The 23,256-nt window shown below is 63.2% G+C and carries 18 protein-coding genes; 6 read left to right on the top strand and 12 right to left on the bottom strand.

What is annotated here, in order from left to right:
* Positions 1-19: 19 nt before the first annotated feature.
* Positions 20-1,558, bottom strand: coding sequence for a choline-sulfatase (betC, locus tag B0G74_RS22570; RefSeq protein ID WP_132377111.1), 1,539 nt, complete (start codon positions 1,556-1,558; stop codon positions 20-22).
* 162 nt (positions 1,559-1,720) lie between these two features.
* On the opposite strand from betC, the gene B0G74_RS22565 reads away from it, so the two are divergent.
* Entirely contained in the window at positions 1,721-2,635 is a 915-nt protein-coding gene (locus tag B0G74_RS22565; RefSeq protein ID WP_132377110.1) for a LysR family transcriptional regulator, read from the top strand.
* 138 nt (positions 2,636-2,773) lie between these two features.
* Positions 2,774-3,649 carry a formyltetrahydrofolate deformylase gene (gene purU, locus B0G74_RS22560; RefSeq protein WP_132377109.1) on the top strand — a complete coding sequence of 292 codons (876 nt, stop codon included), beginning with the start codon at positions 2,774-2,776 and terminating at the stop codon, positions 3,647-3,649.
* Between the two features lie 83 nt (positions 3,650-3,732).
* On the opposite strand, the gene B0G74_RS22555 is transcribed toward purU, so the two are convergent.
* The 10 genes from B0G74_RS22555 to B0G74_RS22510 form a co-directional block, all read right to left on the bottom strand.
* Positions 3,733-4,590 carry a glycine betaine ABC transporter substrate-binding protein gene (locus tag B0G74_RS22555; RefSeq protein ID WP_132377108.1) on the bottom strand — a complete coding sequence of 286 codons (858 nt, stop codon included), beginning with the start codon at positions 4,588-4,590 and terminating at the stop codon, positions 3,733-3,735.
* A gap of 139 nt (positions 4,591-4,729) precedes the next feature.
* A complete protein-coding gene (locus tag B0G74_RS22550; RefSeq protein WP_132377107.1) occupies positions 4,730-5,989 on the bottom strand; it encodes a hybrid-cluster NAD(P)-dependent oxidoreductase in 1,260 nt (419 codons plus the stop codon).
* Positions 5,990-6,022: 33 nt separating this feature from the next.
* A complete protein-coding gene (locus B0G74_RS22545; protein WP_132377106.1) occupies positions 6,023-7,336 on the bottom strand; it encodes an aromatic ring-hydroxylating dioxygenase subunit alpha in 1,314 nt (437 codons plus the stop codon).
* A gap of 73 nt (positions 7,337-7,409) precedes the next feature.
* On the bottom strand, positions 7,410-8,186 hold the full coding sequence (locus B0G74_RS22540) for an electron transfer flavoprotein subunit beta/FixA family protein (RefSeq protein WP_132377105.1): 777 nt from the start codon (positions 8,184-8,186) through the stop codon (positions 7,410-7,412).
* Positions 8,183-9,355, bottom strand: coding sequence for an electron transfer flavoprotein subunit alpha/FixB family protein (locus B0G74_RS22535; protein ID WP_132377104.1), 1,173 nt, complete (start codon positions 9,353-9,355; stop codon positions 8,183-8,185). Before B0G74_RS22535 ends, B0G74_RS22540 begins: the two co-directional genes overlap by 4 nt.
* 4 nt (positions 9,356-9,359) lie before the next feature.
* Positions 9,360-11,273 (bottom strand): (Fe-S)-binding protein, encoded by a 1,914-nt coding sequence (locus B0G74_RS22530; RefSeq protein WP_132377103.1) that lies wholly within the window; start codon positions 11,271-11,273, stop codon positions 9,360-9,362.
* Between the two features lie 2 nt (positions 11,274-11,275).
* On the bottom strand, positions 11,276-13,339 hold the full coding sequence (locus tag B0G74_RS22525; protein ID WP_132377102.1) for an NADH:flavin oxidoreductase: 2,064 nt from the start codon (positions 13,337-13,339) through the stop codon (positions 11,276-11,278).
* Between the two features lie 48 nt (positions 13,340-13,387).
* Positions 13,388-13,924, bottom strand: a complete 537-nt coding sequence (locus B0G74_RS22520; RefSeq protein WP_132377101.1) for a DUF5943 domain-containing protein — start codon at positions 13,922-13,924, stop codon at positions 13,388-13,390.
* Positions 13,925-13,977: 53 nt separating this feature from the next.
* Positions 13,978-14,949, bottom strand: a complete 972-nt coding sequence (locus tag B0G74_RS22515; protein ID WP_106280831.1) for a dipeptidase — start codon at positions 14,947-14,949, stop codon at positions 13,978-13,980.
* Positions 14,950-14,967: 18 nt separating this feature from the next.
* Complete coding sequence (locus B0G74_RS22510; protein WP_132377100.1) at positions 14,968-16,242, bottom strand: serine hydroxymethyltransferase; 1,275 nt, start codon at positions 16,240-16,242, stop codon at positions 14,968-14,970.
* 443 nt (positions 16,243-16,685) lie between these two features.
* Between B0G74_RS22510 and B0G74_RS22505 the strand changes: the two genes are divergently transcribed.
* Entirely contained in the window at positions 16,686-17,681 is a 996-nt protein-coding gene (locus tag B0G74_RS22505; RefSeq protein WP_106280835.1) for a GlxA family transcriptional regulator, read from the top strand.
* A 184-nt stretch (positions 17,682-17,865) separates the two neighbouring features.
* Here the strand turns inward: B0G74_RS22505 and fdhA are convergent, their stop codons facing one another.
* Entirely contained in the window at positions 17,866-19,065 is a 1,200-nt protein-coding gene (fdhA, locus tag B0G74_RS22500; protein ID WP_132377099.1) for a formaldehyde dehydrogenase, glutathione-independent, read from the bottom strand.
* Positions 19,066-19,345: 280 nt separating this feature from the next.
* Between fdhA and betI the strand changes: the two genes are divergently transcribed.
* The 3 genes from betI to betA are packed head-to-tail and all read left to right on the top strand — an operon-like array spanning position 19,346 to position 23,142.
* On the top strand, positions 19,346-19,933 hold the full coding sequence (betI, locus tag B0G74_RS22495) for a transcriptional regulator BetI (RefSeq protein ID WP_132379284.1): 588 nt from the start codon (positions 19,346-19,348) through the stop codon (positions 19,931-19,933).
* Positions 19,934-19,975: 42 nt separating this feature from the next.
* Positions 19,976-21,445: a betaine-aldehyde dehydrogenase gene (betB, locus tag B0G74_RS22490; RefSeq protein WP_132377098.1), complete on the top strand. Its 1,470-nt coding sequence runs from the start codon at positions 19,976-19,978 to the stop codon at positions 21,443-21,445.
* Positions 21,446-21,456: 11 nt separating this feature from the next.
* The gene (betA, locus tag B0G74_RS22485; protein WP_132377097.1) at positions 21,457-23,142 is read left to right on the top strand and encodes a choline dehydrogenase; all 1,686 of its coding nucleotides are present in this window, start codon (positions 21,457-21,459) and stop codon (positions 23,140-23,142) included.
* Positions 23,143-23,256: the final 114 nt, after the last annotated feature.

Here is a 23,256-nt window from a genome sequence, read left to right as displayed (position 1 = left end):
GTCGTTAGCAGCGTGAGGATCAACGGGCGACGGCGGGAAAACGCGCCATTGCTTCGAGCGTATCCAGATCGATGTGATTGCGCATATAGCGCTGGCTCGCATCGACGAGCGGCTGCCAGTCCCATGACGCGACCGTGCCTTGCGTCGTGGAAGCAAAATGAAAATGGCGGCGCCGCTGGCTTTGCAGCACTTCGTCGTGCAACGCGGCGAGGTCCCAGCGTTGCGCGATTTCCTCACGAAATGCCGCGACCTGTGATGCATATTCACTGCGCGCGGCAAGGTTCTCGCGTTCGAGCGGATCAGCCGCCACGTCGTAGAGTTGATCGGGATCGGCCGGCGTATGAATGAACTTGAAGCGCCCACGCCGCAACATCACAATCGGCGCAATCGCGCCCTCAGCCAGATATTCGCCGATGGCTTCGTCATGGCCGCCTTGAGTCCCCAGCAGATGCGGCACGAGGCTTTGTCCATCGAGCGAATCGGGCCACGCAGCCGGTTGGTCGCCGCGCGCCAGTTCGACCAGCGTCGGCACCAGATCGAGATGCGAGACGGATGCCTGCACGCGATGCGGGTCGAATTGCTGCGGTGCGTGCACGATCAGCGGAACGCGACAACCGCCTTCGAAGAAAGTCATCTTGTACCAAAGGCCGCGCTCGCCGAGCATCTCGCCATGATCGGACGTCACGACGATCACGGTGTCTTTCGCGAGCCCGGCTTGGTCGAGCGCTTCGAGGATCGCGCCGAACTGGTCGTCGACGTAGGAGATCGCGCCGTAGTAGGCGCGGCGCGCATTGCGGATTTGTTGATCGGTGGGCGGCGTGCGATCGGTTTCGCAGACATGGCGCAAGCGCTTCGAGTGCGGGTCGGCGTCTTCGAACGAATCGCGAAACGCGGGCATGTCGATATCTTCGTCGCGATGCATGTCCCAGTACTTTTGCGGAATCGCGTACGGGTCGTGCGGGTGCGTCAGCGAGGCGACCATGCAGAATGGCCGCGCGTCTTTGCCCGCATGACGTTCGCGCGCGATGTCGAAGAGTTTCTGACGGGTGGTGAACGTGACCTCGTCGTCGAAGTCGAGTTGATTGGTGCGCACGCACGGGCCCGCGTCGATCACGGAACTCATGTTGTGATACCACGTGGGACGCGCTTCGAAGTTGTCCCAGTTGGGGGTCCAACCGAAGTCGGCGGGATAGATGTCGGTGGTGAGCCGTTCCTCGAACCCGTGCAACTGATCGGCGCCGCAGAAATGCATCTTGCCGGAGAGAATCGTGCGATATCCTTCGGCCCGAAGATAATGCGCGAAAGTCAGCGTCTGCGACGGAAATTCCGCTGCATTGTCATAGGCGCCGATTGCGGAAGGCAGCTTGCCCGACAAAAAGGAGAACCGCGAAGGCGCACACAGTGGACTCGCGCAATAGGCCGATTCGAACACCACGCCCTGTTTCGCGAGGCGATCGAGATTGGGCGTTTTCGTCAGACGGTGTCCGTAAGCGGCGAGCGCGAACGGCGTCATTTGGTCGGCCATCAGAATGAGAATATTCTTCCTGGTGTCAAGCATTGGTGCGTGCCTCGAATAGAATCGCAAGTGTTGGTGCAAATGTCGTGATGGATGCAACCACGAGCGGCTGCCAGCGTGCCGAGCCCGCCATGTGCACCACTATTGCCGTCCAATTCGCCGCTGTGAAGACGGCAATTCGTTATGTGCCTATAAGAGGGTGTTATGTCGAGACAGGATCGCTTGCCGCCGATGCAGGCGTTGACGGTGTTCGAATCCGCCGCGCGTCTGGCCAGCTTCACGGCGGCCGCGCGCGAGCTGGGTTCGACGCAGCCCGCGGTGAGTCAACGCGTCGTGCAACTTGAGGAAGCGCTGGGCGCACCGCTTTTCGAGCGCGGCCATCGCGGCGTCACGCTCACGGAAGACGGCGAGCGGCTCTTCGAAGCGGTGCGCCACGCGCTGGACACGATTCGCCTCGCCACCAGCGAAATCCGCGCGCGGCGCACGCCGCAAACGCTCACGCTCTCCACCGACTTCGGCTTTGCCACCTATTGGCTGATGCCGCGTCTATCGCAGTTCAAGGCGCTGATGCCGGACGTCGACGTGAAGATCATCACCTCGCAGAACGTGTTCGATCCTTCGCACGATAAGGCGGATATCGCCATTGCGTTCGGCGACGAACACGCGGACTGGACCGCGCGCGGCGTGGTCAAGCTGTTTCCCGAGCGCGTCACGCCGGTGTGCAGCCCCGCCTTTCTCGCGGCGCATCCGTCGTTGCGCACGCCGTCCGATCTGCTGAACCTGCCGCTGCTGCATCTCGAGCCGACCGAGCCGGCGCGCTGGCTGTCGTGGGCCGACTGGTTCGCCGCGCACGAACTGGATGCGCCCGCCGCGCATCGCGGCATCACGTTCAACAGTTTTGCGCTCGTGGCCCATGCGGCGATCATGGGTCAGGGCGTCGCGCTGGGCTGGGCGCCATTGATCGACGAACTGCTTGCCACCGGCCAACTGGTCGAACTGTTCGACCCGCCGGTCGTCACCGAGCGCGGCTACCTGCTCGTCACGCAGCGCGCGGCGACACCCGTGGTCGGCGCCTTTCGCCATTGGCTGCTCGGCGAATGCGGGCTCGACGCCGAATGAACGCCTGCGCGCCAGCCTGACGCTCCCGTTCCAGCGCGACGGCGGTTAGCTTCTATCCGCGCGCCCGCCTGATTTGCTCTACTGCGAAGATGCATGCCGCGCCCCGCGGCATCGTCCTATCGTCCAAGTGGAGTGCGCATGTCCGCCGATTCCCGTCCTGATCAGCTGGTTCTCACCGTCGCCTGTCCGAGCGCGGCGGGCCAGGTTGCCGCCGTCGTCGGCTTTCTCGATCGGCATCATTGCTATATCGACGAACTGACCGTTTTCGACGACGACCTCAGCGAGCGCTTCTTCGTGCGCTGCGTGTTTCATGGCGTCGACAGCAGCGAGACGCTGCACGTTACGGCGCTCAAGCGCGAATTCGAACCGATCGCCGAGCGTTTCCGCATGACGTGGGCAATGCACGATGTCGGCACACGGCCGAAGGTGCTGATCATGGTGTCGAAGCTCGAGCACTGTCTCGCCGACCTGCTGTTCCGCTGGCGCATGGGCGAGCTGAAAATGGACATCGTTGGCATCGGCTCGAATCATCGCGATCTCGAACCGCTGGCGCAGCAGCACGGCCTGCCCTTCCACCATCTGCCCATCACCGCGGACACAAAGCCGCAACAGGAAGCGCGCCTGCTCGATCTGTTCGAGACGTCGGGTGCCGAGCTGATGATTCTCGCGCGCTATATGCAGATTCTGTCCGGCGAAACGAGCCGTGCGCTCGCGGCGCGCGCGATCAATATCCACCATTCGTTTCTGCCCGGCTTCAAGGGCGCCAAGCCGTATCATCAGGCGCACACACGCGGCGTCAAACTGATCGGCGCCACCGCGCACTTCGTCACCGACGATCTCGACGAAGGTCCGATCATCGAACAGGTGGTGGAGCGCGTCGATCATTCGTATAGCCCGGAGCGCTTGCTCGCGACGGGGCGCGACGTCGAGTGCATTACGCTTGCGCGGGCGGTCAAGGCATTTATCGAGCGAAGGGTGTTTATCAACGGGGATCGGACCGTCGTACTGCAATAAACGAAAACGCCGCTAAAAAGCGGCGTTTTCTCTGGACGTTGCCGCTTCATCAAAGCGGCAACGCGTTCACACGAACAGCACAATCACTTCACCCAGCTATCCACCCGATCGCTATGCGCGCTGATCCACGCATCGGCGGCGGCGGTCGGCTTTTCGCCGTTTTGCGTCGCCAGCATCACGCTGTCGATTTCGCCGGGTTTCCATTGAAACTTCTTGAGGAACGCGACCACCGGCGGCGCCTTCTTTTCGAGTTCAGGATTCACGACGCTATCCACGTGCTCCGCTTCGCCGAAAACCTTCTTCGGATCGTCGAGGAATTTGAGCTTGTACTTCGCAAACATCCAGTGCGGCTTCCAGCCCGTCACGATGATCGGCTTGCTCGCCGCTTCCGAACGCGCCAGTTCGGCGGTCATCGCGCTGCCCGAGCTCGGCATCAGCGTGTAGTCGAGACCGTAGGCCTTGATCGCCTCGCTGGTCTTTTGCATCACGCCCGCGCCGGCGTCGATACCGACGATGCGCGAACCGAACTCCGACTTCTTCGCTTGCAGATCGCCCAGGCTCTTCACGTCGACGTTATCCGGCACGATCAGCCCAATCTTCGCGTCATTGAAGTTCGGACCGAGGTCGACCACCTTGTCCTTGAAGTTGTTCCAGTACGCGCCGTGCGTGACCGGCAGCCACGCCGACAGCGTCGCGTCGAGGTCGCCGCGCGCCACGCCCTGCCACATCACACCGGCCGCGACCGGCACGAGTGTGACCTGATAGCCGAGGCGCTTTTCGATCACACGGGCAGCCACGTTCGAGGTCGCGACGCTATCGTCCCAGCCTTCCACGTAACCGATCTTGATGGTCGGCTTGCTATCGGCCGACACGCTCACGCTGCTTGCCGCCAGCGCCGCGCTCAAGGCGCTCAACACGAATATCTTTCTGATCAGTCTCATCGCCGCTCTCCCGTTTGCCGTCAAAACAACCCAATGAGCATTTAGAATCGCCAGCCAGAATTGCCGGGTAGCGTTGTTTTCCGACATCCAGTTGTCCCCACGCGACTTCGTGGCCACTGGACACACCATCCTTCTCGTCTTACTTATCCACGACGAGATCGCTCAACGGCTTGCTGCAGCACAGCAGCACCATGCCCTGATCGATCTCACGCTGACGAATGCCGCCGGCGTGTTTCATCGCGACTTCACCCGACACCAGTTTCACCTTGCACGTGCCGCACATCCCCTGCGTACACGACGCGGGTAGCCGCACGCCCGCTTTCTTCGCCGCGTCGAGCACGTGTTGGGCGCCGCCGCATTCGATCTCGCGGTTGCTCCTGGCGAAACTCACCTTGAAGCGCGTTTCCGTTTCGACGGAAACGGGCGCCGGTGCGGACGCGGGCGTGAACCCCAACGCCTCTTCGCGCGCCTCGATAAAGCTGTCGGCAGTTACCGGCGCGAGCGCGCCTTGCAATGCGTCCGCGACATGCACGCTGGTCAATTGCGCGGCCACTTCGCTGACAGTCTCGAAGGAAAAACTTTCCTCGTGGTAGTGGCTGCGATCGAACCCGCCCTCGTCCAGCAGATTGCGCACGGCTTGCATGTACGGCGCGGGGCCGCAGGTGAAAATCTCCCGCTCCAGATAATCCGGCGCGATGAGCTTGAGCAGTGGCAAGGTCAGAAAACCGGTGACACCTGGCCAATTCGTGCGCGCACCGAGCCGTTCGCACACAAACGCGGTGCGGAAATGGGCCTGATTCGACGCGATCAGATCGAGCTCGCGCGCGAAGATGATGTCGTCCGGCGTACGGGCGCTGTGCACGAACACGATGTCGCTGTCTTCACCGAGTTCATGATGCGCGCGACTCATCGACATCAGCGGCGTGATACCCGAGCCGGCCGATAGAAACAGAAACTTGCGCGCCGGATGCCGCGCGCAGGTGAATTCGCCCGACGGCCCGAGCACGCGAACTTCGGCGCCCGCGTGCAGATTGTCGTGCAGCCAATTGGAGACCTTGCCGCCCGGTACACGCTTCACCGTGATCGAGATCGTGTGAGGGCGCGTGGGCGGCGAAGAAATCGTATAGCAACGGTTGATCGATTCGCCGTCGATCTCCAACTCTAGCGTAATGAACTGCCCCGGCTCGAACACGAACGCCCGCCCGGACGGCGCGCGAAAGAAAAAGCTCTTCACGTCGTGCGTTTCCTGACGAACCTGGCAGCACACCAGTGTATCGTCGGTATCGCTATTCCAGCGTGGCGGCAACGTCTCCCAGAACCGCGGCTGCGTGACGCGGCTCGCAGCGTGGACCGGAGCCGGCTCGGGGCTGAGCTGAAACGTCGCCTGATCGCGCATCATTGTTTTCTCCGACTCCTGGTTGCGGTGTCGCGCTCAGCGCATGAAGGACACGACTTTTTCGCCGTGTGAAGCCGGCGCGGTATCGCCTGCCTCATGGGTTTGGGGTGCATTGCTGTAATCCGCCATGCGCGCGATGTACCACTCGCAGAACTTTTCGACGAGCCCTTCCGTGAACGGCGAATACGGACCCGGCTCGTACGCGCTGCTCGTCGCGCCGCGTTGCGAGTATTCGACGAGGGCGCGATCCTGATCGTTGGTCGCGCGCCACACGGCGGTGAGGTTATTCACGTCGTAATCGATGCCTTCGCGCGCGTCCTTGTGCACGAGCCACTTGGTGCGCACCAGCGTCTTGCCCGCCGAGAGCGGAATCACCGAAAAGCTGACGATGTGATCGCTCATGAAGTGATGCCACGAATTCGGCTGCGTCCAGAACGACAGGCCGCCGAGATCGGCTTGCTCGAAGCCGCCGAGCAGTTTTTTCGACGCCACTTTCGCGTCGAGCGTCTGCGATTCACCATCGCGATCGAGCGGCAGGCGTTGCGTGCGGAAACCCGTGACCAGATCGGCCAGCCGTTCGATTTCCGCCGAGGGCAGCTTCATCGCTTCCCATTGCGCGGTACGGCGAGCCACCGTCTCTTCGAAGGCGGCCATGCCTTCTTCGTTGGCCGGCGAGCGCTGATAGCCGAAACCGTATTCGTAGAGCGAAATGGTCAGCTCGGGATGGTTCGCGACGCAGTGATAGCACTCGCGATTGTTCTCCATCGTGAGCTTCCAGTTGCCGTCTTCGATAATATCGATCGAGGCCGCGATCTTGCAGCCAGCCAGATCGTGCGGCAGCAGGTACGGTTCCATTGCGGCACGCATCACGCCGAAGTCGGTCGGCGGATTGTCAGCGAGGCAAATGAAAATCAGGCCCGCCAGATTCTCGACGTGCACGGCCTTCAGGCTATGTTTGCAGCGGTCGAACTGATCGCCCATGTGCTCGGCGAACATCAGATCGCCGTTCAGGTTGTACGTCCAGCTGTGATACGGACAGACGATATTGCCGAGCGAGCCTTTGTCGGTATTGCACAGGCGCGCGCCGCGATGGCGGCAGACGTTGTGAAACACCCTCACCTGCATGTCGTCGTCGCGCACGATCAGAATCGAATCGTTGCCGATTTCCACCGTGATGTAATCGCCCGGCTCCGGCACGTCCGGTTCCACCGCGACCTGAATCCAGTGCTGACGGAAGATCGCGTCCATGTCGAGCGCGAAAATATCCTCGCTCGTATAGAACGGCGCTTCCAGCGTGTAATTCTTCTTGCGGCGTTCGATCATTGCGCGAACGTCTGCCGAAACTTTCATTGTGTGCTCCGTTGCATGTCACGTCTGGCGCCGCGCCAGGCCCTCCTGGTCGCATGCTGGCCCGAACCGGAAATCAGTAATCCACGAGTTGATGCTCGCGCAAATACGCCAGAATCACTTGTGCTTTTTCGACAGAACTTCCTTCAATTACGACGCTGCCGCCGCGGCTTTCAGTCGTCGTCGCCGAGAGCATGCGGGCGTGGCCGGAGCGCTTTTCGGCAGCGGCGAGGCGCACCGGTTTCGCGCCCGCCGGGCGCACGGTCCAGGCGAGGTCGTCGGGGTTGGCGGCGGCCAGCGTGGCGACCGGGCGAATCGAGCCTTCGCGCAAGCGCGCATACGCGTAGGTCGGTGCGGCGTTGGCCAGCGGATGTACGGCAATCAGCGCGGGCAGCCGCACTTCCACGCGACGGCGCAAACCCTTCGGCATGAACTGGCGGACTTCCGCGCAACCGTCGCGCAGCGCGATGTCGACGGCGGCGCCGACCAGCGGCATCTCCAGCGCATTGGCGACGCGATACGGCAGCATGCCGCTATCGAATGCGCCTTCGGCACGCGTGCCTGTCAGAACGAGGTCGTAGCCACGCAGACGCGCAGCCAGCGGCGCGGTTGCGTCGGCTTGCAATTCGGGCGTTGCGGCGATCTCGAGCACTTCGACCGAACGTGCGCCGAGCGCCAGATATTCTTTCAATGCGGGATTGGACGGATCGCCCGCGTGCAGCACGTCGAGCGTCGCGTTGTGCGTTCTGGCGAGCGAGAGCGCCAGGGTCAGCGCGGCGGCGTCGTTGCGGCTGTAGCGCGCAGTGCCGCTCACCGGATGACGGCCCACGGAAACGAGGATGGCGATCTTCATGCGAGCGCTCCTTCGACGACAGCCGTTGAATTGAGCAGCGCCGCACCGGTTCCGCGCGCCGTGCGCGCCGCGGCCGCCGCTTCGTTGAGCGCCGCGATGGTTTCCTGCGCGTCCGCGATCAGCGTGAGATTCGCGCGCTTGGCGATCGGCGCGCTGGCGTCCAGATTCACCGCGATCACATGCCGGCAATCCTTGATGCCTTGCAGATGCTGCACCGCGCCGGAAATGCCGAACGCGATATACACACTCGCTTCGACGGTCTTGCCGGTCGCGCCGATCTGCTTGTCGCGGGTGAACTTGCCGTCGTCCACGGCGACGCGGCTTGCGCCGATCGCCGCGCCCAGCGTAGCCGCGAGACGCTCGAACGCGGGCACGTCGCTCACGCCGTTGCCGGCTGACACGATGAAATCCGCCTCTTCGAGCGCGAGTTGCGCGGCGTCGATTTCCTCGATGCCGAGATCGCGCACCACGCCTTGCTGCGAGGCGGGCTCTCCGTCGAAGCGCCACATGACGCGTTCACCCGCACCGACGAACGGCAATTTCGGATCGACCGCGTTGGGCGCAAGCAGCACCACCTCGGGCAGCTTGCGCGCGGCGAACGCTGTATTCGCCTGAACATAGGCCGCCACATGCGCGGCATCGATCTCGACGACATGCGTCGCGACGCTGGCATTCGCGGCTGCGGCGTAACGACGGCCGAGATCGCCGTCGCCGGTCGCGTTATCGGGCAGGAAAATATGGACTGGCGCATACGCCGCCACGCACGCAGCCAGCGCGTTCAGTTCGTCTAGCGGCGCAAAGCTGCGGCGATCGAACATCGGCAATTCGATCAGCTTGTCGGCGCCGAGCGCGGCGGCGTCGCCGCTGAACTCGCCGAATACCAGCAGCACGACTTCGGTTGCCGAATCGGCGATCAAAGCAGCGCCAGCCAGAGTTTGACGTGCGTGATCGTCCAATGCGCCACGGTCGGCATGCGCGGCCACGAGTATCACGCGCTGCGGCACAGCTGTGCTCCGGCGCGGTTTGGCCTGTTCACGATGCGAGGCGCCGCCGTGCGTGGGAAATTCCAGTGAACCAGTTACGCCCGTCACGCCGAGCGTGATGCGTTTGAGTCCGTCTGCCGTGATCGTGAACGGACGGCGCGGATCGATTCGTTTGAGAGTGTTCATCGCGTTACTCCAGCGCCGCTGCAACCAGTTCGGCGACGTCCAGCACTTCCGGACGCGGCCCGACCACGCCTTCGAGCATCGCCGTGCAATTCGGACAGCCCACCGCGACGATCTCCGCGCCGACGGTTTTCGCGTCGTCGATACGGATATCCGGAATACGCCGCTTGCCCGGAATGTCGGTTAGAGGCGCACCACCGCCACCGCCGCAGCAGCGTCCGCGCATACCGTTGCGCTCCATCTCCACGACCTTGATGCCGATGGTCTTCAGCAAACGGCGCGGCGCTTCCGTTTCACCGTTATAGCGGCCCAGATAGCACGGGTCGTGATACGTGATCTTGCGATCCGCGAAGGCGGCCACCGCGCGCGGCGTCAGCTTGCCGCTCGCGACCAGTTGCTCGATCAGCGCCGTGTGATGCTGCACTTCATAGAAGCCGCCGAGCGCGCGATACTCGTTGCGCAGGCTATGCAGCACGTGCGGATCGGCGGTGACGATCTTGCGGAACGAGTACTGCGAAAGCGTGCCGATCAGCTTCTGCGCGAGTTGCTGGAAAGTCGCTTCGTCACCGAGGCGGCGGGCCGTGTCGCCGGTATCCGTTTCCACGCCGCCCAGCACCGCATAGTCGATACCGGCGCGATTCAGTACTTTGACCAAAGCGCGCAGCGTGCGCTGATAGCGCATGTCGAACGCGCCTTCGCCTGCGATCAGCAGCACATCCACCGGACGCCCCGGCTGCGCGACCTGCACCTGCAGATCGACGGCCCAGTCGTAACGCGCGCCGATGTCGTAGCCGTTCGAGCTGCCCGTCTCGCGCAGATTCGCGAGCGTGATCGGGCCTTTGCCCGGCACGCTGCCTTCCACCAGCGTCTGATTGCGGCGCATATCCACGATCGCGTCCACGTGCTCGATCAGCATCGGGCACTCCTGCACGCATGCGCGGCAGGTCGTGCAGGACCACAGCGTGTCCGCTTCGATCAGACTGGAAATCAGCGGCTTGCCCGGCGCGCCAGCATGCTTGCCGACTGGAATGCCTGGCGTGGGACTACCCGCGTATTCCGCATCCGTGCCGCCCACCATGCCGGTGACGAGATCCTGAATCAGCTTCTTCGGATTGAGCGGCTGACCGGCGGCGAACGCGGGACACGCCGCTTCGCACTTGCCGCACTGCACGCACGCATCGAAACTGAGCAACTGGTTCCAGCGGAACTCGACCGGCTTGCCTACACCGTATTCTTTCGCGTCGAGCAGCGGCGCTTTCAATGCGGTAGGCGGCACCACGTCGGTGTCATTGCGCTCGGCGAAACGCTCCTGGCGCGGATGAAACGCGAGGTGCAGCAAACCGGCGAGCGCATGCTTCATCGGACCGCCGCGCGCCGCGCCGAACGTCATCGCAAACGCGCCCGCCGCGATCAGCAGCGCGACGATGATCGCCAGCGCGCCGGACATCGCGCCGGCAGGCAGCGCGATAAAGAGCACGAGACCGAGCGCGAACGATCCAAGCAACAGCGGCAAATGATCCCAAGGTCCGCGCGAGAGCCGGGCCGGCACCGCTTTCGCGCCGTGACGGCGGCGCCAGACGAACACCGCGCCGACCAGCATCACGAGCGCGGCGAGAAAGATCAGCTTGTCGAGCCACGGCGAGTAAATCGCCAGACCGTAGTTGACGAACACCAGCGCCATCGCGAGAATCGCGCCGCCCGCGGTCGCCACGTGCGTTTTGGCAATGTACGGATCGCGCGCCACCACATGATGCAGATCGACGAAGTAGCGCTTGGGGATCGTAAGCAGATTGGCCCAGCCGTAGGCGCCCGCCGCCGTGGCGCGGCCTTCGCGCCAATACGCGGCACGTTTGACGAGCGCGAACGCCAGACCTGCTACCGACAACCACAGCAGGACGGTGATGACAAACACGGGGCTCATCGTCAGAAATCCTTGCAAAGGCGCAGCGCGTCGTAGATCGCGCCGTGAATGTTGTGCATGGAAATGCAGTCGCCGACACGGAACAGCAGGAAGCGGCCATTGCCGAGCTCTTCGCTCAAAGACGGTTGCGGCTCGGAGGCGAACAGCTTGTGCACGTCCACCTGACCGCGATTCACCGATTCCGGCTTGAGCTTCCAGTACAACTCGTCGTTCGGCGTGCTGCCGTTTTCGATCACCACCTGATCGACCGCGCGCTCTTCCTGCTCCTCGGTGTACTCGTTGCGGATCACGGCGATCTTCTTGCCGTCTTCCTCGTAGACCTTGTCGAGCCAGTAGTTCGGCGTGTGGATCACGCCTTGCGCGTAGAGCCGCCGGTAGAAAATCGGGAACGTGGTCCCGCCTACGTCGTCGGCGACCTTCACGTCCGGCGTCACGATCTCGACGTTCGAGCCGCGGCTCGACATGAAATCGGCCACGCCCGCGCCGGCATGCGTGCTGACGCCGTCGTACACCAGCACGTTCTTGCCCGGTTCGACCTTGCCCGAGAGCACATCCCACGAACTCACGGCGAGGCCTTCGTCGACGCCCCACGCCGCCACTTGCGACGTGAACGACGAACCGCCCGTGGCGAGCACGACGATGTCCGGCTTCTCGGCCATGATGGTTTGCTCGTCGGCGGCGACACCGAGGCGCCGGTCCACGCCGAGGCGCTTCGTCTCCATGTCGAACCAGCGCACGATGCCCGCCATCTGTTCGCGTTGCGGCGCTTTCGCGGCCAGCATGATCTGACCGCCGACGTAGTCGTTCTTCTCGAACAACACCACGTCATGACCGCGCGACTTCGCCACACGCGCCGCTTCGAGTCCCGCCGGACCCGCGCCGACCACGACGACCTTGCGCTTCGGCCCGCGCGTCCTGGCGATCACGTGCGGCATTGTTTCTTCGCGCGATGTTGCGGCGTTCTGTACACAGAGCACGTCGAGCCCGTTGTACTGGCGGTCGATGCAATAATTCGCGCCGACGCACTGCTTGATTTCGTCCTCGCGGCCGTCGCGGATCTTGATGACCATATGCGGATCGGCGATCTGCGCGCGCGTCATGCCGACCAGATCGACCATGCCGCTGGCCAGCAGCCGCTCGGCCTGGCCCGCGTCGCGAATGCTTTGCGCGTGCATGACGGGCAACTTCACCACCGACTTGATGCCCGCCGCGAGATGCACGAAAGGCTCGGGCGGCAGCGCCATGGGCGGCATGCAGTTGGCCAGCGTGTTATGTGTGTCCGCGCCGGAGCCGATCACGCCGAGGTAATCGATCAGGCCGGTTTCGCTCATCGCCTGGGCGATTTCCTTCAGTTGTTCGTGGTCGAGGCCGTCTTCGTGGAACTCGTCGCCGCACATCCGCAAGCCGATGCAGAAATCCGCACCCACTGCTTCACGCACGGCCTTCAACACTTCGGTGCCGAAACGCAGACGGTTTTCGAGCGAACCGCCCCATTCATCGGTACGGAAGTTGGTGCGCGGGCTCCAGAACTGATCGATCAGATGCTGGTGCGCCGCCGAGATTTCCACGCCGTCCATGCCCGCATCTTTCACACGCTTCGCAGCCGCTGCGAAATCGCTGATGATGCGGCGGATTTCCTCGACTTCGATGATCTTCGCATTGCCGCGATGCACCGGCTCACGTACGCCCGACGGCGACATCAGATGCGGCCAATGCTCGCCATGAAACGCCGAGCGGCGTCCCATGTGCGTGGCCTGAATCATGATTTTCGCGCCATGCGTGTGCATCGCTTCGGCGAGCCGCGCGAGCGGATCGATGATCTTGTCGGTCGACAGGTTCACCGACTTCCACCAGCCTTGCGGGCTGTCGATCGACACCGGACTCGATCCGCCGCACACCGCGAGGCCGACGCCGCCCTTGGCCTTCTCCTCGTAGTAACGGATATAGCGGTCGCCGGGCAGGCCGCCTGGTTCCGCATAGACCTCCGCGTGCGCGGTGCTGACGATGCGGTTACGCAAGGTCAGCTTGTTCAGCGTGAGAGGCTTGAAAAGGTTCGGGTAACGCATCGCGATCGACCTCGGAATGGAGTACTTTTTGCGCTGTGTCGTGCGCGGTCAGGAAGCGCGCGGCGACACTTCGAACACGCAGTGGTCGTGGTGCTCGGCCGCGCATTGCGCTTCTCTCGAATGGGACGGCGGCCCCTTGCGCGAGGCGTCCGGCGCGGTGTCGTTGACCCAGTCCATCGCGCCCGCGAACCAGCCGGCGAACATATAGCAGAGCTTGCCGACCTTGCCCGGCTGCGCCAGCACGAACGACGAATGATGCAACTCGATGCGCGCATGCGAACTCGACGGATCGGCTTCGGTGATCGTGAAGATGCCCCAGCCGCGTTGCGACAGACGCTTCAGGTAATGCTCGAACACGGCCATGCCGGCAATGCCGTGCTGCTTCGCTTCCTTGTCGCACCAGAAATACGCGGACTTGTAGCCGGCTTTGTAGAGAATCCCGGCATACGTATCGAGGCCGAGTGCTTCTTCCACGGCGGTGTGGTTGTTCGTGAAGAAGTGACGCGGCACATATAGCATCGGCAGTGCGTCGGTGGTCCAGACGCCGGTGTTCGCATCGACGTCGATAGGCAGTTCGGGTTGCATGTGGAGGCTCCGTTTTTTATGTGTACGAGTGAGATTTCATTAGCGACGCAAGGTCACACCTTCCACACTTCCCCAAACACCCGTACCCAGTTTTCACCCATGATCTTCTTGATGCGTGTCTCGCTCCAGCCGGCGCGTTCCATCGCGGCCGTCAGGTTCGGAAACTCGCCAATCGTGCGGATGCCTTCCGGATTCACCACCTTGCCGAAGTTCGTCAACTGGCGATAGCGGCCTTTGTCGTGCGTGATCCAGTCGAAGAACTCGGTGCTATAGCCTTGCGTGAAATCGGTGCCGATGCCGACCTGGTCTTCGCCGATCAGATTCACCACGTATTCGATCGCTTCGATATAGTCCTCGACGGTCGCGTCCGGACCGCGCTTGAGGAACGGCGCGAACATCGTCACGCCGACGAATCCGCCTGCGTCCGCGATCTCTTTCAGTTGCTCGTCGCTCTTGTTGCGCGGATGCTCTTTCAGACCCGACGGGCAGCAATGCGAGTAGCACACCGGCTTGTTCGACGCCGCAATCGCTTCAGAGGAAGTCTTGCCGCCCACATGCGAGAGATCGACCATGATGCCGACGCGGTTCATCTCCTGGATCACTTCGCGGCCATAGCCCGACAGACCGCCGTCGCGTTCATAGCAACCCGTGCCCACCAGGTTCTGCGTGTTGTAGCAAAGCTGCACCACGTTCACGCCGAGGTCCTTGAACGCTTCGATATAGCCGAGGTTGTCCTCGAAAGCATGCGCGTTCTGAAAGCCGAAAATGATGCCCGTCTTGTTCTCTTTCTTCGCGCGGAAGATGTCGTCCGTGGTGCGCACGAGCGTGAGGATCTCGCCGTACTCGCGGATCTGCTGCTTCATCTCGGCGATGTTGTCGACGGTCTTCTGGAAGCTCTCCCACACCGAGACCGTGCAGTTCACCGCGGTCACGCCACCCTTGCGCATGTCCTCGAACACGGAGCGCTCGAACTTCGAAATGTTCAGACCGTCGATGATGATGCTGTTGTCGTGCAAAGTGCTCATCGTTTGCTCCAGGCGTGCTTAGTAAATGGGAAAGCGCTCGCACAGCGCGAAAATCTCGCGGCGCACGCGTTGTTCGGTGGCGGCATGCCCTTCGGGGTGCTCACGCAGCGAGTCGAGCACGTCGACGATCAGCCGGCCGATTTCGCGGAATTCGCTCACGCCGAAGCCACGCGTGGTGCCCGCGGGCGTGCCGAGGCGGATGCCCGAGGTGATCGTCGGCTTCTCGGTGTCGAAAGGAATGCCGTTCTTGTTGCAGGTGATGCCCGCGCGTTCCAGCGCCTGCTCGACCTGGTTGCCCTTGAGGCCCTTGGGCCGCAGATCGACCAGCAGCAGATGGTTGTCCGTGCCGCCCGTGACCAGATCGACGCCGCCCGCCTTGAGCACCTCGCCGAGCGCCTGCGCATTGGCGAGCACACTGTCGATGTAGGTCTTGAAGCCCGGGTCCAGCGCCTCGCCGAACGCGACCGCCTTGCCGGCGATCACATGCATCAGCGGGCCGCCCTGCAAGCCGGGGAACACGGCGGAGTTGATCTTCTTCGCGATGTCTTCGTCATTCGTCAGCACAAAGCCGCCGCGCGGGCCACGCAGTGTCTTGTGGGTGGTCGACGTGACCACGTGCGCGTGTTCCACCGGATTCTGGTGGCGTCCCGCCGCGATCACCCCGGCGATATGCGCCATATCCACCATCAGCTTGGCGCCGACGCCGTCGGCGATCGCGCGCAGCCGCGCGAAGTCCAGCGCGCGCGGATAAGCCGAAAAGCCGGCGATCAGCAGCGCGGGCTTGTGTTGCTGCGCGAGTTCCTCGATCTGCTCGTAATCGATCAGCATCGTGTCGCGATTCACGCCGTACTGCACCGCGTTGAACCACTTGCCGGACATGGCCGGCTTCGCGCCGTGCGTCAGGTGGCCGCCGGCGTCTAGCGACATGCCGAGCACCGTGTCGCCCGGCTTCACCAGCGCGAGCATCACCGCGCCGTTCGCCTGCGCGCCGGAATGCGGCTGCACGTTGGCGAACTTCGCGTTGAAGAGCTGCTTGATGCGATCGAGCGCCAGCGTTTCGATCACGTCGGCGTATTCGCAACCGCCGTAGTAACGCTTGCCCGGATAGCCTTCCGCATACTTGTTGGTCAGCACCGAGCCCTGCGCTTCGAGCACCGCGCGCGACACGATGTTTTCCGACGCGATCAGTTCGACTTGCGACTGCTGGCGCTCGAGCTCTTTCAGAATGGCGCCGCGCACCGCCGTGTCGCGCGTGGCCAGCGATGCTTCGAAGAAAGGATTCGGGTTCGACATGGAAGGTCCGTGGAGTCGTTGACGGAAGGCCGGAAGCCGCGCCTGGGCCTTGCTTCGCCCCTGCTACTACCGGTGTGCATTGCGTCTATTCTTGACGCTCGACCCGCACGTCAATTTATGAATTCAGACGCGTTCTTTGCCTTTTCCGCCATACGCGTCCTTTTTTCACAAGTCGACGCCGCCGCGCTTTCGTTATTGGTCGAACGAGCGTGCTGAACGCGGGGTCGTGCTGCACTGCACGCGAACGCCCGTGCGCGCTTCAGGTGCGAGAGCGGACCTCCGCGGCTCCGTTCTGGTGCCACTTGTTTAGCTATCCGAGTCGAATACGGGCCAACCGAGGGTTTAGCCTGATGGCACGGTAGTTGCCCTAGTCCTCAAAATTGAAGGAGTCGCTGCTCCCCACGGCGACGTGACACTACAGATTCGAAGGAATCATTCCTCCCATGTCCACCGATCGCACGGCGTCGTTGTCGCATTTCGCATTCATGCCGGTTCCCAACTTCACCATGATTGCGTTCACCAACGCGATCGAAGTCCTGCGCATGGCGAATTACCTGACGGGCCAAACGCTTTACCGCTGGTCGATCGTGAGCCCCGACGGCGGTCCGGTCACGGCTAGCAATGGTTTGTCGGTCGATACAGGACCGGTTGAATGCGTTGGCCAACCGGACATCGTGTTCGTGGTCGGCGGCATCGACGTGCAGCGCGCGACCACGCCCGCCCACCTTTCCGCACTGCGCCGCTTCGCCCGGTTGGGCTGCGTGCTCGGCAGCCTCTGCACCGGCACCTATGCGCTGGCGCGCGCCGGTCTGCTGGCGGGTTATGCGTGCGCGATTCACTGGGAGAACATGTCGGCGCTCAAGGAAGAGTTTCCCGACACACGCTTTCTGAAAGAACTGTTCGTCATCGATCGCGATCGCGTCACCTGCACGGGCGGCGTCGCGCCGCTCGACATGATGCTGAACCTGATCGCGCCGCGCGTCGGCACGGCACGCGTCACGCAGATCGCCGAGCAGTTCATCGTCGAACATGTGCGCGATACCAGCGCGCAACAGAAAATGCCGCTGGTGGCGCGGCTCGGTTCGGCCAACAAGTCGCTCTTCGAAGTGATCTCGCTGATGGAGAACAACATTGAAGAGCCGCTCTCCCGCGAAGAACTCGCGCGGCTCGCGGGCATGTCGCAACGGCAACTGCAGCGTCTGTTCCGCGAACATCTGGGCATGACGCCGACGCATTACTATCTGACGCTGCGTTTGCGGCGCGCGCGCGAGTTGCTGCTGCAAACCGACATGTCGATCATGCACATCACGATGGCGTGTGGCTTCCAGTCGGCTTGCCACTTCTCGAAGAGCTATCGCGATGCGTTTGGCACGGCGCCGACGCGCGAACGACGCAAGCAGGCGCCGTCGCTGGCTGCGGTGCCGGTGCTGGCGGCTTGATGACTGCTTGACGGCCTCGCTGGACTCACTGTCCAGCCACAAAAACAAACGCGTTGAGCGGGTTTCCGTTCAACGCGTTTTTTTGTGGCTCGGCCTTTTCAGTTTCTGCTGGCCCGCCTACCTTCCAGCACGACGGCGCAACACGAGACCGCGTAGGCAGTCCCGCCTTCGCATCAGATCTGCCTCAAGCCGCCTTCAACAACCCATGCGGGTCGATCACAAACTTCTTCGGCGCACCACCATCGAACTGGCGATAACCATCAGGCGCCTGATCGAGCGACACCACGGTCACGTTGACGATATCCGCGATCGGCAAACGGTCCCACAGGATCGCCTGCATGAGATTGTGGTTGTACTTCATGACCGGCGTCTGCCCGGTATGGAACGAGTGCGACTTGGCCCAGCCCAGCCCGAAACGGATGCTCAAGCTGCCTTTGCGCGCGGCGGCATCGGCGGCGCCCGGATCGTCGGTGACGTAAAGGCCCGGAATGCCGATCGCGCCCGCGGCCCGCGTGATTTCCATCAGCGAATTGAGCACGGTGGCCGGCGCTTCCTCGTGCGAGCCGCTGCTGCCGTGCCCATGCGCTTCGAAGCCGACGCAGTCCACCGCACAATCCACTTCGGGCATGCCGAGAATCTGTTCGATTTGCTCGACGAGCGTGGCGTCCTTGGACAGATCGATGGTCTGGAAGCCCATCTTGCGCGCGTGCGCGAGACGCTCCTCATTCATGTCGCCGACAATCGTGCAAGCCGCGCCCAGCAAGCGCGCCGAAGCGGCCGCCGCCATGCCCACCGGCCCCGCGCCCGCGATATACACGGTGGCGCCTGGTTTGACGCCCGCCATCACCGCGCCGTGATAGCCGGTCGGCAGAATATCGGAGAGACACGTGAGGTCGCGGATTTTCGCCATCGCCTGGGCATGGTCGGGGAATTTCAGCAGATTGAAGTCGGCGTACGGCACCAACACGTATTCGGCCTGGCCGCCGATCCAGCCGCCCATGTCCACGTAGCCATACGCGCCGCCGGCACGCGATGGATTCACGTTCAGGCACACGCCGGTGTGCTGCGCCTTGCAAGTCGGGCAGCGTCCGCAGGCCACGTTGAACGGCACCGAAACGAGATCGCCGACCTTGAGCGTTTCCACGTCACGGCCCACTTCGACCACCTCGCCGGTAATCTCGTGGCCGAGCACGAGGCCGACTTCCGCGGTCGTGCGGCCGCGCACCATGTGCTGATCGGAGCCGCAAATATTCGTGCTCACCACCTTGAGGATCACGCCGTGACCGATCGACCGACCACGCGGATCGACCATCTTCGGATAGTCAATCGACTGCACTTCCACCTTGCCCTGCCCTAGATACACAACGCCGCGATTGCTGCTCATTGTCTGTCTCCATGTCTTGTGAGCGGCGCGCCTGTTCACAAGGCACGCCGTTCAACGAGCGTAGCGCCCGCTGAACAAAGCGCATGTGTCGAACACGACATGGGTTTGGCCGTAACCGACACGACGAGCGGAGCCCGTGTCCATCTTGATGCAACCGGTTTTTTATTGATTGACCGTTCAATATAAAAAAACTACCATGGCCGTTCGAAATCACTCGGGGCGGATCGTTTTCGTCTTCCGCGGTTCGCCCGAAGCCAACGCCAGCAACAGCGCCCGCACCATGCCCAAACTCGGAATGCGCGAAATCCGCCGCGCGCAGTTGATCGACGCCACGCTTCTCACGATCGACCAGACCGGTCTCGCGGGGGCGACGCTGGCTTCGGTCGCGCAGCGCGCGAGCATTTCCACCGGTATCGTCAGCCACTATTTCGGCGACAAGGACGGTTTGCTCGAAGCCACCATGCGTCACGTGCTGCGCGATCTGTGGCAGGCCACGTCGCGCCGGCGCCGGGCGGCGAAAGCGGACCCGCGCTCGAAACTTCGCGCGGTGGTCGCCGCGAATTTCGACGCCGAGCAGACCAGCGGCCCGGTCATGAAAACCTGGCTCGCGTTCTGGTCCGAGAGCATGCACAAGCCGCAGTTGCGGCGGCTGCAATACGTGAACACGCGCCGCCTGAACTCGAACCTGTGCGCGGATTTTTCGAAGGCCATGCCACGTGCGGTGGCGCGCCGCGCGGCAAGCGGCCTCGCGGCGCTGATCGACGGCCTGTGGCTGCGCGGCGCGTTGTCGGGCGAGCCGTTCGACACCAAGGCCGCGCTGCGCGTGGCCAACGACTATATCGATCTGGTCCTCGCCTCGCGCGAATAAGGACACAAGCAGACCGGCGACATATCCAGAAAGGAGCAAGTCATGGCGGTATTCGCAACGCAACGTCTCTATATCGGCGGCGGCTATGTCGACGCCACCAGCGGCGAAACCTTCGACACGCTCGACCCCGCCACTGGCGAAACGCTCGCGAGGGTGCAGCAGGCCTCGGCAGCCGATGTCGATCGCGCGGTACGATCCGCGCAGGAAGGCCAACGCGAATGGGCCGCGCTCACCGCCATGCAGCGCTCACGCATTCTGCGCCGCGCGGTGGAGCTTCTGCGCGAGCGCAACGACGAACTCGCCGCGCTAGAAACACGCGACACCGGCAAGCCGATTGCCGAAACCCTCGCGGTGGATATCGTCACCGGCGCGGACGTGATCGAGTACTACGCGGGGCTCGCCACTGCAATCGAAGGACAGCAGATTCCGCTGCGGCCCACGTCGTTCGTCTATACGCGGCGCGAGCCGCTCGGAGTTTGCGCGGGCATCGGCGCATGGAACTACCCGATCCAGATCGCGTGCTGGAAGTCCGCGCCCGCGCTCGCGGCCGGCAACGCGATGATCTTCAAGCCGAGCGAGATCACGCCGTTGTCGGCGCTGAAACTCGCCGAGATCTACACCGAAGCCGGCGTGCCCGCAGGCGTGTTCAATGTCGTGCAAGGCGACGGACGCGTCGGTGCGATGCTCGCCGCGCATCCGGACATCGAAAAAATTTCGTTCACCGGCGGCGTGGAAACCGGCAAGAAGGTGATGTCGATGGCATGCGCTTCGTCGCTGAAAGAAGTGACGATGGAACTCGGCGGCAAGTCGCCGCTGCTCGTATTCGCCGACGCCAATCTCGAACGCGCCGCCGACATCGCGATGAGCGCCAACTTCTTCAGCTCCGGCCAGGTCTGCACCAACGGCACACGCGTATTCGTGCAACGCGGCGTGCTTGAACGCTTCGAAGCGCTGGTGCTGGAACGCGTCAAGCGCATTCGCGTGGGCCCGCCTACCGACGCCGCCACCAACTTCGGCCCGCTGGTCAGTGCCGCGCAATTGCACAAGGTGCTGGACTACATCGAAAGCGGCAAGCAGGAAGGCGCGCGGCTCGCGGCCGGCGGCAAGCGTCTCACCGAAGGCCACTTCGGCAGCGGCCAATACGTCGAACCAACCGTGTTCGCGGACTGCCACGACGACATGCGCATCGTGCGCGAGGAAATCTTCGGCCCCGTGATGAGCATCCTCGCTTTCAACAACGAAGACGAGGCCATCACGCGCGCGAACCGCACCGTTTATGGCCTTGCCGCCGGCGTCGTGACCGAGAACCTGGCGCGGGCGCATCGCGTGATTCATCGACTGGAAGCGGGCATCTGCTGGATCAATACGTGGGGCGAGTCGCCCGCGGAAATGCCGGTGGGCGGCTACAAGCAGTCGGGCGTGGGCCGCGAAAACGGCATCACCACGCTCGAGCACTACACGCGCATCAAGTCCGTGCAGGTCGAACTCGGCCCGTATCAACCGGTGTTCTAAGGAGAGGCGCGATGGCTGCGAACGAATACGACTACATCATCGTGGGCGCGGGTTCGGCGGGCAATGTGCTCGCCTCGCGCCTGACCGAAGACGCGTACGTGACCGTGCTGCTGCTCGAAGCAGGCGGCCCCGACTACCGCTTCGACTTCCGCACGCAGATGCCGGCCGCGCTCGCCTATCCGCTGCAGGGACGCCGCTACAACTGGGCGTACGAAACGGACCCCGAGCCGCACATGAACAACCGGCGCATGGAATGCGGGCGCGGCAAGGGGCTCGGCGGGTCGTCGCTGATCAACGGCATGTGCTATATCCGCGGCAATGCGCTCGATTACGACGGCTGGGCCGCGCAAGCCGGTCTGGAAAACTGGACCTATCTGGATTGCCTGCCGTATTTCCGCAAGGCCGAAACGCGCGATGTCGGCGCGAACGCGTACCACGGCGGCGATGGCCCGGTGCACGTGACCACCAGCAAACCCGGCAACAACCCGCTCTTTGCCGCGATGGTCGACGCCGGTGTGCAGGCCGGCTTTCCACGCACCGACGATCTGAACGGCTATCAGCAGGAAGGCTTCGGCCCGATGGATCGCACGGTCACGGCGAACGGCCGGCGCGCCAGCACGGCGCGCGGCTATCTGGATCGCGCGAAGACGCGGCCGAATCTCACCATCGTCACGCATGCCGTGACGGATCGCGTGCTGTTCTCCGGCAAGCGCGCGGTCGGCGTCGCGTATCTGCATCATGGCAATGCGGTGACGGCGCAAGCGCGCCGCGAGGTGCTGGTGTGCAGCGGCGCGATCGCCTCGCCGCAATTGCTGCAGCGCTCGGGCGTGGGCCGCTCGACATGGCTGCGCGAACTCGACGTGCCGCTCGTTCACGATCTGCCGGGTGTCGGCGAAAACCTGCAGGACCATCTGGAGATGTATATCCAGTACGAGTGCAAGGAACCCGTTTCGCTCTACCCGGCGTTGCAGTGGTGGAATCAGCCGGCCATCGGACTCGAATGGATGATGAAGGGTACGGGCATCGGCGCGAGCAACCAGTTCGAAGCCGGCGGCTTCATCCGCACGCGCGACGACGATCTGTGGCCGAACATCCAGTATCACTTCCTGCCGGTCGCGATCAATTACAACGGTTCGAACGCGATCAAAATGCACGGCTTCCAGGCGCACGTCGGTTCGATGCGCTCGCCGAGCCGCGGCCGGGTCAAGCTCACGTCGCGCGATCCGAACGCGCATCCGAGCATCCTGTTCAACTACATGGCCGATCCGCTCGACTGGCGCGAGTTCCGCGACGGCATCCGGATCACGCGCGAGATCATGCGGCAACCGGCGCTCGACCGTTATCGCGGCCGCGAACTGAATCCCGGCGCCGAGCTGACCACCGACGAACAGCTCGACACCTTCGTGCGCATGCGGGCGGAGACGGCGTTTCATCCGTCGTGTTCGTGCAAGATGGGCTACGACGATATGGCCGTGGTGGACAACGAGGGGCGTGTGCACGGCATGCAAGGGCTGCGCGTGGTGGATGCGTCGATCATGCCGCGCATCACGACCGGCAATCTGAATGCGCCGACCATCATGCTGGCGGAGAAGATCGCCGACCGGATTCGTGGACGCGAGGCGTTGGCGCGGGTGGACACGCCCTACTTCGTGGCCAACGGCGTGGCATCGAGAAAGCGGGAGATCGCGGCGGTTTGAGGCCGCTGCCGGCCCACAAGTTTTTCTTTACCCTTGTGCAACTTATCCTCGATTGTCAACGTCTGGCAAAAGCCGGATAGTTCGGCCTCAACGCGCTCCGAATAAAGGAGCGCA

It is taken from the genome of Paraburkholderia sp. BL9I2N2 (assembly GCF_004339745.1).
Taxonomy (GTDB): Bacteria; Pseudomonadota; Gammaproteobacteria; order Burkholderiales; family Burkholderiaceae; genus Paraburkholderia.
This window is presented reverse-complemented; position numbering and strand designations above follow the sequence as displayed.

Excerpts from the sequence above, each read along its gene's own strand:
- B0G74_RS22540 (WP_132377105.1), bottom strand. The coding sequence starts at position 8,186 with ATGAAGATCGCCATCCTCGTTTCCGTGGGCCGTCATCCGGTGAGCGGC.
- betB (WP_132377098.1), top strand. The coding sequence starts at position 19,976 with ATGGCGGTATTCGCAACGCAACGTCTCTATATCGGCGGCGGCTATGTC.
- B0G74_RS22505 (WP_106280835.1), top strand. The coding sequence starts at position 16,686 with ATGTCCACCGATCGCACGGCGTCGTTGTCGCATTTCGCATTCATGCCG.
- betI (WP_132379284.1), top strand. The coding sequence starts at position 19,346 with ATGCCCAAACTCGGAATGCGCGAAATCCGCCGCGCGCAGTTGATCGAC.
- B0G74_RS22510 (WP_132377100.1), bottom strand. The coding sequence starts at position 16,242 with ATGTCGAACCCGAATCCTTTCTTCGAAGCATCGCTGGCCACGCGCGAC.
- B0G74_RS22515 (WP_106280831.1), bottom strand. The coding sequence starts at position 14,949 with ATGAGCACTTTGCACGACAACAGCATCATCATCGACGGTCTGAACATT.
- betC (WP_132377111.1), bottom strand. The coding sequence starts at position 1,558 with ATGCTTGACACCAGGAAGAATATTCTCATTCTGATGGCCGACCAAATG.
- B0G74_RS22525 (WP_132377102.1), bottom strand. The coding sequence starts at position 13,339 with ATGCGTTACCCGAACCTTTTCAAGCCTCTCACGCTGAACAAGCTGACC.
- B0G74_RS22545 (WP_132377106.1), bottom strand. The coding sequence starts at position 7,336 with ATGAAAGTTTCGGCAGACGTTCGCGCAATGATCGAACGCCGCAAGAAG.
- B0G74_RS22550 (WP_132377107.1), bottom strand. The coding sequence starts at position 5,989 with ATGATGCGCGATCAGGCGACGTTTCAGCTCAGCCCCGAGCCGGCTCCG.
- B0G74_RS22555 (WP_132377108.1), bottom strand. The coding sequence starts at position 4,590 with ATGAGACTGATCAGAAAGATATTCGTGTTGAGCGCCTTGAGCGCGGCG.
- B0G74_RS22530 (WP_132377103.1), bottom strand. The coding sequence starts at position 11,273 with ATGAGCCCCGTGTTTGTCATCACCGTCCTGCTGTGGTTGTCGGTAGCA.
- fdhA (WP_132377099.1), bottom strand. The coding sequence starts at position 19,065 with ATGAGCAGCAATCGCGGCGTTGTGTATCTAGGGCAGGGCAAGGTGGAA.
- purU (WP_132377109.1), top strand. The coding sequence starts at position 2,774 with ATGTCCGCCGATTCCCGTCCTGATCAGCTGGTTCTCACCGTCGCCTGT.
- B0G74_RS22535 (WP_132377104.1), bottom strand. The coding sequence starts at position 9,355 with ATGAACACTCTCAAACGAATCGATCCGCGCCGTCCGTTCACGATCACG.
- B0G74_RS22565 (WP_132377110.1), top strand. The coding sequence starts at position 1,721 with ATGTCGAGACAGGATCGCTTGCCGCCGATGCAGGCGTTGACGGTGTTC.
- B0G74_RS22520 (WP_132377101.1), bottom strand. The coding sequence starts at position 13,924 with ATGCAACCCGAACTGCCTATCGACGTCGATGCGAACACCGGCGTCTGG.
- betA (WP_132377097.1), top strand. The coding sequence starts at position 21,457 with ATGGCTGCGAACGAATACGACTACATCATCGTGGGCGCGGGTTCGGCG.